General features: G+C 63.5%; 8 protein-coding genes and 1 tRNA gene. 6 read left to right on the top strand and 3 right to left on the bottom strand.

The window, feature by feature from the left end; genetic code table 11:
* Window positions 1-66: 66 nt before the first annotated feature.
* Window positions 67-1,299, bottom strand: coding sequence for an SMP-30/gluconolactonase/LRE family protein (locus tag RAD16_RS13815; RefSeq protein ID WP_458158425.1), 1,233 nt, complete (start codon window positions 1,297-1,299; stop codon window positions 67-69).
* Between the two features lie 317 nt (window positions 1,300-1,616).
* Between RAD16_RS13815 and RAD16_RS13810 the strand changes: the two genes are divergently transcribed.
* The 6 genes from RAD16_RS13810 to RAD16_RS13785 all read left to right on the top strand — a co-directional run bounded on the left by RAD16_RS13810 (window position 1,617) and on the right by RAD16_RS13785 (window position 10,145).
* On the top strand, window positions 1,617-1,871 hold the full coding sequence (locus RAD16_RS13810) for a hypothetical protein (protein WP_458158424.1): 255 nt from the start codon (window positions 1,617-1,619) through the stop codon (window positions 1,869-1,871).
* 608 nt (window positions 1,872-2,479) lie between these two features.
* Entirely contained in the window at window positions 2,480-4,039 is a 1,560-nt protein-coding gene (locus RAD16_RS13805) for a 2-isopropylmalate synthase (protein WP_458158423.1), read from the top strand.
* A 171-nt stretch (window positions 4,040-4,210) separates the two neighbouring features.
* On the top strand, window positions 4,211-7,807 hold the full coding sequence (locus RAD16_RS13800; RefSeq protein WP_458158422.1) for a beta strand repeat-containing protein: 3,597 nt from the start codon (window positions 4,211-4,213) through the stop codon (window positions 7,805-7,807).
* Between the two features lie 241 nt (window positions 7,808-8,048).
* Window positions 8,049-9,062 (top strand): TRAP transporter substrate-binding protein, encoded by a 1,014-nt coding sequence (locus RAD16_RS13795; protein WP_458158421.1) that lies wholly within the window; start codon window positions 8,049-8,051, stop codon window positions 9,060-9,062.
* Between the two features lie 242 nt (window positions 9,063-9,304).
* Entirely contained in the window at window positions 9,305-9,910 is a 606-nt protein-coding gene (locus RAD16_RS13790; RefSeq protein WP_458158420.1) for a Spy/CpxP family protein refolding chaperone, read from the top strand.
* Between the two features lie 159 nt (window positions 9,911-10,069).
* Window positions 10,070-10,145 (top strand) — tRNA-Lys (locus tag RAD16_RS13785).
* A 57-nt stretch (window positions 10,146-10,202) separates the two neighbouring features.
* Here the strand turns inward: RAD16_RS13785 and RAD16_RS13780 are convergent.
* Window positions 10,203-11,135, bottom strand: a complete 933-nt coding sequence (locus tag RAD16_RS13780) for a hypothetical protein (RefSeq protein ID WP_458158419.1) — start codon at window positions 11,133-11,135, stop codon at window positions 10,203-10,205.
* Window positions 11,136-12,434: 1,299 nt separating this feature from the next.
* The gene (locus RAD16_RS13775) at window positions 12,435-13,208 is read right to left on the bottom strand and encodes a GntR family transcriptional regulator (protein ID WP_458158418.1); all 774 of its coding nucleotides are present in this window, start codon (window positions 13,206-13,208) and stop codon (window positions 12,435-12,437) included.
* Between the last annotated feature and the right edge of the window lie 54 nt (window positions 13,209-13,262).

The following is a 13,262-nucleotide window of genomic DNA, read 5'->3' as shown; positions in this document are numbered from 1 at the left end:
GACCGAAAACAATTCGGCGCCGGCGAGGCACGCCGGCGCCGTGTTGCGGTCAAAGGCCTGTGCCGTTCAGCCCGGGCCTGCGCCTTGCGTGGCCGTGTACACCGCATAGAGCGACTGGCTCGCGGCCATGAACAGGCGGTTGCGCTTGGGGCCGCCGAAGCAGACATTGCCGCACACTTCCGGCAGGCGGATGCGGCCGAGCAGCTTGCCTTCCGGCGACCACACCGTGACGCCGCTATAGCCGACGGCGCGACCGGCATTGCTGGAGGCCCAGACATTGCCGTTGACGTCGCAGCGCACCCCGTCCGGTCCGCATTTGACGCCGTCGATCGTGCAGTCCGAGAAGCGCTTCTGGTTCGAGAGCTTGTTGTCCGCGCCGACGTCGAACACGAAGATCTCGCCGTTGCCGCCGGGGCCGGTATCGCCGGGTCCCTTGCCGGTCGAGACGACATAGAGCTTTTTGAAGTCGGGCGAGAAGCAGAGGCCGTTCGGATCGGGCACCTGCTCCTCGGTGACGACGAGGTCGACGCGGCCGGAGGGATCGATGCGATAGCAATTGGTCGGCAGCTCGCGCTTGCCCGGCACGAAGCCGGCCGGCTGTCCGATCCGCGGATTGAGCTTGCCGCCGGAATTGCTCGGACCGCCGGCTGCGTCGGGCTCGCCTTCATAGAGCTGGCCGCCATAGGGCGGATCGGTGAACCAGTAGCTGCCGTCGGGATGTGCGGCGATGTCGTTGGGCGAGTTCAGCCGCTTGCCCTGGTAGGAGTCCGCCAGCACGGTGGCGGTGCCGTCATGCTCGTAGCGCGTCACCCGCCGCGTCAGATGCTCGCAGGAAAGCTGGCGGCCCTGGAAATCGAACGAATTGCCGTTGGAATTGTTGGAGGGCGAGCGGAACACGCTGACGCGGCCGTCGTCCTCGCTCCAGCGCATCTGCCTGTTATTGGGGATATCGCTCCACAGCAGATAACGGCCTTGCGCGCTCCAGGCCGGGCCTTCGGCCCACAACAGGCCGGTGTGAAGCCGCTTGATCGCGGTGTTGGGCTGCGCGAGGTCGTTGAAGGACGGATCGACCGCGATGATGTCAGGGTCCCAGAAATAGGTGGTCGGCGCGCCGTTGGGGCCGAAATCGCGCGGCGGGGTGGTGATGGTCGTCGGCGGCGCAGCCGGGCCGGTCTGGGCCAGTGCGGGGCCGGCGATCGTGGCGGCGGCGCCGAGCGCGAGCCCCCGGACAAGTGTTCGTCGTGAAAGCGCAAGCTCCTGGTCACGCGGCTCGTCGTCACGGGCCCTTTGGCGTGTCATCGCGTCCTCCCGGTCATGTTGGCTGGCCGGTTGATCCGGCCGAGCAACTTGAGGTTAGTCCGGTCTGCGTCCGGTTGCGAGGGGGCGGTTCGCATCGTCAGCGCGATGCCGGCGTGGTGCCGTGAATTCGTCGCAGGTCTGCCCAAAACGGTGAGCCGCCAGATGCGGTTCGCCCGCATACGGCTGTTCCGCGCTTGTGAATAACCATCCGTTCGCTTGGTACGGATGGAACGAGACCGGCCTCGCGGCATTTACAAGCCTTGATTTCGCGCGGTTTGCCGCGCAGAAGCATTCGGAAGCAAAGGCTGGAGTTGCGTGTGGTTGGCGTTGCCATATTGATCATCTTGCCCGGGATCGCATTCGCGGCCGGCTATTTTCTGCGCGATTATATGTCCCGGCAGCGACGTGCCGAAGCGCGTCGCTGGCGCGGCTATGACCAGCAGCAGCCGGATTGGCTCACTGCAAAACCGCCCGCCAACACCAATGAAACCCCGCCGGTCCCGGCCGTCGGCGAACTCGGCCAGATGCTCGACCGCTGGGAGAGCCGCGCTCGCGCCCGCCGGACCGGCTAGCCGCCGCCCCGGCGTGAGGAGCGGCCGCCCTGCAGGCCGCGTTCAATTCCCAAATCCAAAATGAGACCTGCGCTGTCGTCGCGCGATCCGTGACGCGGTGGTGGCGCATGCAACCTTGCGTGCGATGAGCGCACGCTTGATCCTTACTTGCCGCGGGACGCCGCGCTCCGGCAGCGTCCTGCGGAGCACAAAACCGGGGACGTCATCGATCCCGGGGTGGCGAGATCGCCAGCTCCTGGTCCGAAACTAGGTCACCTATGCTGACCATCTTTTGGCGTTGCAGTTGCGCCCGGTTCTCGTCTAGAAACAGGCGCATCGAGCCTCCCGGCAACCAACCGTCAACGGTTTTGACCGAGGATTTGAGGGCTCAAAAGGGTCTGGCAATGCTGATTCGCGGCCAAATCGAGGGATTTTCGGAGGAGGTGGCTCTGGCCGCCGCCACGATCCCGGCCGCGCTGCCCACCCTGCTTCTTGGCGGGCTTCTTCTTAGCTGCCCCTGAGGGCCGGCTGGGCGCTGCGCGCCTGGGCACTCAGGGGTTGGTCGAGATCACCAGACACCTCAAGCGCCCAGCAGACTGACGGCGCAAAAGCTCAAAAGGAAATTTGCAATGGCCTCCGTGAACAAGTCCGACAAGGACCGCGTCATCATTTTCGACACCACGCTGCGTGACGGCGAGCAGTGCCCCGGCGCCACCATGACCTTCGAGGAGAAGCTCGAGGTCGCCGAGTTGCTGGATGATATGGGCGTGGACGTCATCGAAGCCGGCTTCCCGATCACCTCGCAGGGTGACTTCGAAGCGGTGAGTGAGATCGCCCGCCGCTCCAAGAATTCCGTCATCGCCGGCCTGTCACGCGCCCATCCGGCCGACATCGACCGTTGCGCCGAAGCCGTGAAATTCGCAAAACGCGGCCGCGTCCACACCGTGATCGCGACCTCGCCGTTGCACATGCGGGTGAAGTTGAACAAGACGCCGGAAGAAGTGCTCGAGACCTCGGTCGCCATGGTCGCCCGCGCCCGTAACCAGATCGACGACGTCGAATGGTCGGCCGAGGACGGCACCCGAAGCGAGATGGAATATCTCTGCCGCATCGTCGAAGCCGTCATCAAGGCCGGCGCGACGACGGTGAACATCCCGGATACCGTCGGCTACACGGTGCCGGAGGAATACACCCACTTCATGAAGACGCTGATCGAGCGCGTGCCGAACTCCGACAAGGCGGTGTTCTCAGTCCATTGCCATAACGACCTCGGCATGGCCGTGGCGAATTCGCTGGCCGGCGTGGTCGGCGGCGCGCGCCAGGTCGAGTGCACCGTCAACGGCATCGGCGAGCGCGCCGGCAATGCGGCGCTCGAAGAGATCGTGATGGCGATCAACGTGCGCAACGACAAATTCCCCTATTGGAACAAGATCGACACCACGCAGCTGACCCGCGCCTCGAAGGTGGTGTCGGCGGCGACCTCGTTCCCGGTGCAGTACAACAAGGCCATCGTCGGCCGGAACGCGTTCGCGCATGAGAGTGGCATCCATCAGGACGGCGTGCTGAAGGACGCCTCCACCTACGAGATCATGCGGCCCGAGATGGTCGGCCTGAAGCAGTCCTCGCTGGTGCTGGGCAAGCATTCCGGCCGCCACGCCTTCGTGCACAAGCTGGAGGAGATGGGCTACAAGCTCGGCCCGAACCAGCTGGAAGATGCGTTCACGCGGATGAAGGCGCTCGCCGACCGCAAGAAGGACATCTACGACGAGGACATCGAGGCGCTGGTCGACGAGGAGATGGCGGCCTCGCACGATCGCATCAAGCTGACCTCGCTGACCGTGATCGCCGGCACCCATGGCCCGCAGCGTGCGACCATGAAGCTGGACGTCGACGGCCAGATCAAGATCGAGGAGGCCGAGGGCAACGGTCCTGTCGATGCGGTGTTCAATTGCATCAAGCGCCTGGTGCCGCACGACGCCAAGCTGGAGCTGTATCAGGTCCACGCCGTGACCGAAGGCACCGACGCGCAAGCCGAAGTCTCGGTGCGGCTGTCGCATGAGGGACGTGCGATGACGGCGCGCGCGGCGGATCCGGACACGCTGGTCGCCTCCGCCAAGGCCTATCTCGGCGCGCTGAACAAGATCGTCATGAAGCGCCAGCGCGACGCGGTGACGGCGGCGGCGAGCTGACGCTCACGCTCCTATTGGATCGGCAGAAACGCGGTGCCTTCGGCGCCGCGTTTTTCGTTGGAATGTCCTCGTGCGGATGAGGGTGTATCGCAACAAATATGTTATTAACATGTCATGTTAACATTCCATTAACCGGCAGCGTCGCGCGCCCTCGCTGCTGGAGAATTTGGAATGCCCCTGACTGCTGGTTCGATCGCCTTCACCGGATTCAACGGCGACGGCAATGACAATCTGTCCTTTGTCGCCCTGACCGACATCCCGCAGGGCACGGTGATCAACTTCACCGACAGCAACTGGAACGGAAGCAGCTTCGCCACCGGCAGCAATGCCGAGAGCACGATCGCCTGGACCGCGACCAGCGCGATCGCCGCCGGCACCGTCATCGACATCAACAACATCGGCAAGGGCACGTTCGGCATCAGCGCCGGCTCGGCCACGTTCACCAATGCCAACAACACCGGCCTGTCCAACGACAGCGAGGTCGTCTACGCCTATGTCGGCTCCTCGACCGCGCCGACCTTCCTCGCCGCGATCTCCAATGTCGGCTATGCGACCTCCGACGGCACGCTGACCGGCACCGGCCTCGTCGTCGGCCAGACCGCCGTCAGCTTCACCGGCGGCCTCGACATCGTCGGCTATAACGGTCCGCGCTCGGGCTTCGCCAGCTTCGCCGACTACCTCGCTGCGATCGGCAACACCGCCAACTGGGTCACCCAGAACGGCAGCGGCGACCAGAGCACCGACGGCACCGCGCCGGACGCGCCGTTCCCGACCACCGCCTTCACCGTCGCCGCGCCCGCCACGCAGACGATCTCGTTCTCGCCGGCGAGCGTGTCGGTGACCGAGGGTGAGAGCGGCACCAAGACCATGACCTTCACGGTTCTGCGCACCGGCGGCACCATCGGCGCGATCAGCTTCTCCGGCAGCTTCGCCGCCGGCACCACCGACGCGGCCGATTTCGGCGGCACGCTGCCGGCCTCGACCTTCAGCGGCAGCTTCGCCGACGGTGCGTCCTCGGCGACCGTCACCATCACGATCTCTGGCGACACCACCGCAGAGCCCGACGAGAGTTTTACGCTGACGCTCACCAGCGCCAGCAATCCGGGCGCGGCGGTCACCATCGGCACCGCGACGGCGATCGGCACCATCGCCAATGACGACGGCGCCTTGGTCTCCGGCAACTCGTCCAACCCGATCACGCTCGCCAACAACGATCATCTGAGCGTGCTCGCCGGCGCGACCCTGTCGGGCTCGACCCCGGTCACCTGGATCGGCGGCAGCACCTCGCCCGGTGCGCTGATCGACAATTCCGGCACCATCACCGGCACCAGCCGCGCGGTCGCCACCAGCGGCTCGAGCAGCGGCAGCTTCACCATCAACAACAAGACCGGCGCTACCATCACCGCGACCAAGGACGCGGTGAAGATCTCGAACCTGGTCTCGGGCACCAGCGGCACCTTCACCGTCAACAACCAGGGCACGATCTCCTCGACCGGAACCGGCAGCAATGCCGGACAGGCGCTCGATCTCGACGACATCAATTCGAGCGGCGTCCATACCGTCATCAACAATGCGGCAACCGGCGTGATCTCGGCGGCCGATGCCGATGCGATCCGGGCCGGCGCCCATGCGACGATCAACAATTACGGCCAGATCGTCAGCCACAACGCGTCGGCGGCCTCGTCCGGCAACGATGCGATCGACTTCCAGTCGGTCAACGCCGGCGGTGTCGTCAACAATTTTGCCGGCGGCATCATCGACGGCGCGCGCCACGGAATCACCGGCGACCAGCCGATCAGCGTCAGCAATGACGGCACGATCATCGGCCGCAGCGGGTCCGGCATCAACATGGACAGCGCCGCCAACACGACGACAATCGTGACCAATACGGGCACCATCACCGGCACGGCGGTCGGCGGTTCCGACGCCGACGGTATCGATGTCGACGGTCTGGTCTCGATCGACAATTTCGGAGCCATCAGGGCAATCGGGCTCGTAGCCGAGGCCAACGGCCTCAACGAGGCGCTGGCGATCGGCGGCGGTTTCGTCCACAACGAGGCGGGCGGCCTCATCATCAGCGACCAGCGGGCGATCACCGTCGACGACAGCAATGACGGCAGCGCCTTCGGCGTCATGACGATCATCAACGACGGCACCATTCGCGGCAACAACGGCGAGGCGATCTTGATCGTCGGCACGTTCGGCGACACCGTCACCAACACCGGCAGCATTTTCGGCAGCATTGCCACCGACGGCGGCAACGACACGCTCACCAACAGCGGCCTCATCATCGGCGACGTCTCGATGGGCGCAGGTGACGACGCCATCGACCTGCTCACCGGCTCGACCGTCGCCGGCACCATCGACGGCGGCGACGGGGTCGACACGCTCACGCTTTCGGGCGGCGGCGTGCTGGCCGGCACCGTGGTCAATGTCGAGAAGCTCGACGTCCAGAGCGGCGTCTGGACGATCGAGGACGCCACCGGCTATTCCGACATCAAGGTCGAAAGCGGCGCGGTGGTCGTGCTCGAGGGCGCGGCCGACGGAATGGTGGTTGCCGCGGGCGCCGCGCAGGCGGTGTTCGGTCGGGCCTCGAACTCCGTGATTGCGGGCAATCAATACATCCAGATCGGCGGCTCGGCCGACGGCACGACGATCGTTGCCGGCGGCGAGCAGGACATCCTTGGCGGCGGCATCGCGAGCAACACCGCCGTGGACGGCGGCACCCAGAACGTCTTCGGCGTCGCGATCGAGACCACGATTGCGAATGGCGGAATGCAGCACGTTCACAACAACGCCTTCTCGACCACCGTCAATGCCGGGGGCGAGCAGAATGTCTATATCGAAGGCAGTGCGACCGGGTCCACCATCAATGCCGGCGGCATCCAGATCGATTGGGGCTTCACGATCGTCACGACGATCAGCGGCGGCGCCCAGTACGTGTTCGGCTCGGCGAGCCTCACGACGATCAATTCGGGCCTGCAGGCGGTCGAGAGCGGCGGCACCGCCTCGGACACGACGATCCATGGCGGCGGGCAGGACGTCTATCTGGGTGGAACCGCGATCAACACCACGATGGATGGCGGCATCCAGTCGGTCAACGGCGGCACGGTGGTCCAGACCACGATCAGCAACGGCGCCCTTCAGGTCCTCCACGGCAGCGCGTCGATGACGACGGTCAACGCCGGCGGCCAGCAGAGCGTCTATGCCGACGGTGTCGCGGCCGGCACCACGGTCAACGCGGGCGGCGTCCAGGTCGATTGGGGCGCCGCCAGCGCCACCATCGTCAACGGCGGCGTGCAATTTGTGTATGGTAGCGCGACCGGCACGACGGTCCTGTCCGGTACGCAATATGTGCAGTCCGGCGGCAGCGCGGACGACACCACGATCGGCTCGGGCGGGCTCGCCTTCGTCCATGCGGGCGGCACGATCGACGATGTGATCTTCGCCGGCCCCAATGCGTCGCTGGTTCTAGCCCAGGCGTCGGCCTTCACCGGAACGATTTCCGGCTGGCAGGATCATGACAGCATCGATCTCGGCGATATCCTGTTCAGCGACGGCGTGACCTCGCTCGCCTATGCTGCGAACGGCGACAACAGCGGCGGCACGCTGACCGTCTCGGACGGCACCCATACCGCCTCGCTGAGCCTGCTCGGCCAGTACAGCGCCGCCGACTTCGCCCTGTCCTCGGACGGGCATGGCGGCTCCTTGATCACCGATCCGGCGGTGGTGCAGCAGGCCCAGCTCGCGCCGGCGCTGCACGGCTGAGGCTGGAGAGACGGCACCAGCGATGGCGGGGGGCTCCCTGCCATCGCCCATCGTTCTGCTCCGCCGATCCGGCGGATTTCGCCTCCGGATACCGCATTTTTGCAAGCCGCCCCCTGCTAAGGGGCAATGGCGCCTGTGCCTGCTTCTCTATAATCCTGCCTTCAAGTCTCGACTTTTAAGTCTCGACTTCAAGTGTTGGGGGCCGGCGATCCGCGCCCCACAATAATATGCGGGAGGAAGCATGCGGAAACTCATTTTGGCTGCGGCATCGGTTGCGGCCTTGACCGGGGCTTTGGCACTGGCCGGGCCGGCATCGGCGCAATCGCCGATCATCATCAAGTTCAGCCACGTCGTCGCCACCGACACGCCGAAGGGCAAGGCGTCCGAGAAATTCAAGGAGCTGGCCGAGAAATACACCGGCGGCAAGGTCAAGGTCGAAGTCTACCCGAACTCGACGTTGTACAAGGACAAGGAAGAGCTCGAGGCGCTGCAGCTCGGGAGCGTGCAGATGCTGGCGCCGTCCAACTCCAAGTTCGGCCCGCTCGGTATCCGCGAGTTCGAGGTGTTCGATCTGCCCTACATCCTCCCCGACCTGAAGACGTTGCGGAAGGTGACAGAAGGCCCGCTCGGCCTGCGGCTGCTCAAGCTGCTCGACTCCAAGGGCATCACCGGCCTTGCCTATTGGGACAACGGCTTCAAGCAGATGAGCGCCAACAAGAAGCTCGTCGCACCCGCCGACTATCAGGGCGTCAAGTTCCGGATCCAGTCCTCGCGCGTGCTGCAGGCCCAGTTCAAGGCGCTCGGCTCGCTGCCGCAGGTGATGGCGTTCTCGGAAGTCTATCAGGCGCTGCAGACCGGCGTGGTCGACGGCCAGGAGAACACCTGGTCGAACATCTATACCCAGAAGATGCACGAGGTGCAGAAGTACATCACCGAGACCAATCACGGCTACATCGGCTACGTGGTGATCGTGAACAAGAAGTTCTGGGACGATCTGCCGGCCGACATCCGCGACCAGCTCAGCAAGGCGATGAAGGAAGCGACCGACTTCAACAACGCGCAGTCGCAGAAGGAAAACGACGACGCTCTCGCCGAGATCAAGAAGAGCGGCAAGAGCGAGATCATCAAGCTCACGCCGGAGCAGGACGAGGCGATGCGCAAGGCGATGGAGCCGGTCTACAAGGACGCCGCAGGCCGCGTCGGCCAGCCGCTGATCGACGAGTTCCTGAAGGAAGCCAAGAGCACCACGAACTAAGAGCACCACGAACTAAGAGCACGACGAACCGGCTCACATCCTGCGTGGATATATAGTGCAATGAACAAAGGGCTTCCGTGCCGGCACGGAAGCCCTTTTTGTTGCAAATCGTTTCAGTCTGCATCTGAACAGGCATTCACGGTAGTTACATCTCTGTAAGAACGGCTTCCCTGTCCAAGTTGTAAGTTGCGCGTCAGCGGTTCGGCGCTCATCTTCTGCGCATCCTTCCAGAGGAGGTACGTATGAGGAAGTTCACCATCGCCGCCATCGCCGTGCTCAGCATCGCCGGCTCGGGCGCGGTCTATGCCCAATATCATCACCCGTGGATGGAGCACTTCCGCCACATCCGCATGAACCCGGAAGACCGCGCCGCCTTCGTCGACGCGCGGATCGCCGCCGTCCATGCCGGGCTGAAGCTCAATGCCGATCAGGAGAAGCTGTGGCCGCCGGTCGAAGCCGCCGTGCGCGACTTCGCCAAGCTGCGCATCGACCGCGCCAATGCGCGGATGAACGCCGGCCCCGGCGGCGCCAGGGACGGCGACAAACCGGAGGATCCGATCGCCCGCCTGCGCGAGCGCGCCGAGGACATGGGCGCTACCTCCGCGGCCCTGAAGAAGATCGCCGATGCCGCCGATCCGCTCTACAAGACCCTGGACGAGGGCCAGAAGCGGCGCCTCGCCGTGCTGACCCGCCACCGCGGCCCGTTCGGCGGCGGCGAGGATGGCCCGCCCCGCCACTTCATGGAACGTGGCATGGACCGGATGATGGAGCGCGGCATGGACCGCTTCCACGGCGACCGTTTCGACCGCGATGGCGGCCCGGACCGGGATCGCGAGGGCCGGCTCTGAGCCACTCCGTATTTCCCGCGGGATTAACCTTGGCGAAGCCGCTGGAATCCAGCGGCTTTTCGCTTTTTGGGGACTGTGGAAAAACCTTCACCACATCGCTTGCCAGACCGGATTCGCTTTGCTAAACGACCGGCCTCGCAAGGCATTTGACCGCCTTTCGGGCGCATAGCTCAGTTGGTAGAGCAGCTGACTCTTAATCAGCGGGTCCCAGGTTCGAGCCCTGGTGCGCCCACCAAGCTTTTCAAGGGCTTGGGTACCCTTCCCGACGGCCATTCCGACAAGCGATCAGCGGCTATTCCGACAAAACAGCTGCTTTTGTTCGCTCCTCGCGACGCTTTTTGGTGCCTGAGATCAGTTGCTTGCGTGTGCATTTTGCATATATCGGCAGTTGCCGCGCTGATCGATGACAGCCTGCAGCGCGCAATTCGGCGTCCGTGAGATCGCTATCAGCGCCCTCCGTGAAGCCGCCGTGGCGGAAAGAGGTGAATGAGAGTTCATTTCGAATGCCGGCTTCTACAATGATGTCCTTAACGACACTTCGCAGGTAGCGCAGATCCTTACGTTCGGTGATCCACGGTAGAGGAGTGGATGCCCTGCGGTGCGCATGATCTCGCCGGAAGACCAAGCCTGAAACCATGGTCTTCTTAACCTCATCGAGCTCCGCCATCAGTTCTGGGAAGAGTGGCTCGCCCGTTTCATCGAATAGCGGCCACCAAGCCTCCTCGCCGTTTTTTGGATGCACGATCTTTACGCTATTCGGCCGCTCCTTGGGCCGATAGTGCGCGATCTCAAAGGCGCCGAAGACGTGTTCTTCTCTTTGCAACCATTCCCAGGCGACCAGTGCGGCTGTAGCCACTGAACTATATCCGAGTTTCTTTGCAGCGGCGCGAAACGCGACCAGTTCGTCCCACGTTGCCGTTGGCGTCTCCCGCACGGGCTGGTTGGGCGAGCGTGCCTTTAGGCCCATCCGGGAGAATGGATTGATAGCCGGCACAAGCTTTTCCTGCGCACGCTGGCCAACAAACCAAGCGCGCCTGCAAGCGGTCATTGCCGCATTCGCAAACCGGCGGCATTCGCGCTTGACGATGTTGCCGTCTTCATCCTTGTCTTCCACCACCAACAGCTTGGCATAGATTGCATCGACAAAGCCTTTGCTGAATTGCGATATCTGCTTTGAGCCCGCGCGCGTCCCGTCTTTCAGCTCATGATCGGCAAAGAGTGCCAAGCCCTGCTCGTAGAGGCGCTGCGTTTAATGATCGATCTCTCTCCATTTCTGATGTCCCTTGAAAATGCCGACGAGCCAGTCGAATGAGCCAGGCACCGAGGAAGGTGCCACCGTGTCAGTCAAACCTCGCGACCGCCAGCTGTCGAAGGCTGGTAGGAGAATGTGTTCAGCTCGTTCAACGGCTGCCGTGTAGTCCTGGCCCAGAGCTACTGGCTCAATTTGACAGCCTTTTGCGGGCCCAGGTCGGCGGTTCAAAGAAATATGCCCATCGACCATTCTTCAAAAGCTTTCGCCGGCAATAGCGCGGGAGCTTCAATGCAGTGCGAGGCGGTTTCATACGAGGGAAACCAGATCTTGTTTTCTTGGGCTATCCGAATCCGGCTCGAGGAAGTTGTCAATGGCCGCCTTCAACCAGATTGGTTCTCGCGCACGTCCGACTCCATGATAACCCATCGGTGGAGGCGCTTCACCTCGGCCGACGCCGCGTGTCAACTCACTTGTGTCACGATAATCCAGGTATGCGGCCACAAGGTCAGCGCGCATTACCGCAGGCCAGGCGCCGGTTGGCGGGTAGCGGGCGGGAAGGGGCGATCGGGGCGACATGGCACTTCTTCACCGCTCAAGTATCAAGCAGGATGCAGTTAGCCAGTTCCGCTATCGGTGCCCTCACTTGGCAACGCTGCGTCACAAACGTCTCCGTGCACCTTCACATCGTGTGAATTCCACATCATAGGTGAGCGGACGCGAACGAGCCCGAAAAGGGGGCAAACGGCCTCGTGTGGCATTCGGCTATCTTAGAGTGTGATTTGGTTGCTCGAATTGGAAGGGACTGCGCCGCCAGTTGACGGCCTTGCCGCAGTGCTACTCGTTCCCAGACGCGGCACCGAGACGAAAACTGGTGCGGTCATGCCACTTCGCTCTCGCTGAGACCTATCCTAGAGCCTGCAACCAGGCCGTTATGAGCGGCAGACTATCGATCAGCTTCGTTGTTCTTGCTGCGTTTTTGGTTGAATTTGATCGCGTTCGTTGTGCTTTGGTCACGTGGCTTCTGGTGCGAAACTGGTGCGGTTGAATTCCAGGTAGGAAGGCGTCACACTGCTACTCGGTACGTTAGGGCCTCGGTCTGTCCTATGATGGAGCGAGAGTTTGAGATTTTCAATCGGTTAGAGAGCGTCGTGTGCACGACGTGTGCACCGGGAGATCAAGAAAAATCTACCGTGTGTGGTCGCTGTTGCTACTAATCTGCTCAGCCAATCCAGTCCGCGTGTATTACGGCGGACGTGGGCGGGCCCGCTTGGCCTATTTTTTGGGGCGGCCGGCAGTTGTCCGGACACGTCGCGATTTTGGGGACCCTTTTTTCGGTCGCGCGGACAGCGCCTCCAGCGAAGGGCTGTCCTCGGGCACGTGAAGCGTCGAGAGAAAATCGGCGCCGGCACGCATCACGTGCTCGGCGGCAAGCGTCGCGGCTGCGCGCTCGTCGCCGCCAATAATCGCACGCAGAATGCCGGCATGCTCATGCCAAGTGCGCGCCTGGCGCTCCGGATCCGTCGGTGCGAACAGCATAGCGGTCCGTTCGCGCAACCGCTTGAGCAGATCGGACAGAACGCGATTGCGGCCGGCCGCTGCGAGCTCGTGGTGAAATTGCTGATTAAGTCCGGGCAGCAGGTCGTAACGTTTGGCCGCGACCGCCTCGGTTCCTTTGGTCAATACGGCGGCGATCCGCGCCAGAATGTCCTCGTCGCGGCGGCGCGCGGCAAGCCGCGCATTCTGTCCCTCGAGCAGCGCACGGACTTCGATGGTCTCGCGCGCTTCCTCGTCCGTCATGGCAAGGACCGACGCGCCGCGTCGCGCGGTCACCTCGACCAGGCCTTCCGTGGTCAGCACGCGGATCGCCTCGCGCACCGGATTACGCGAGACACCGAGCTCGTCGGCGAGTCGTCCCTCGACCAGCCGTTCGCCGGGCTTCAACCGCCGGCTCAAAATGGCCTGCCGCAGCTCCTCGATGACCTTGTCGTGAAGGGAGAGGTAGTCGTCACCAAGACGTCGTTTGGAATTTCCCAGCCTGCCCGCCATGCGATGACCTGTTCAGTCGCTTCGAGTGATCTTCTGAACCACGGCGAAGTCCAG

Source organism: Bradyrhizobium sp. 18BD, assembly GCF_054185225.1.
The sequence above is the reverse complement of the archived record's forward strand: the minus strand, read 5'-3'. Positions and strand labels throughout refer to the sequence as shown.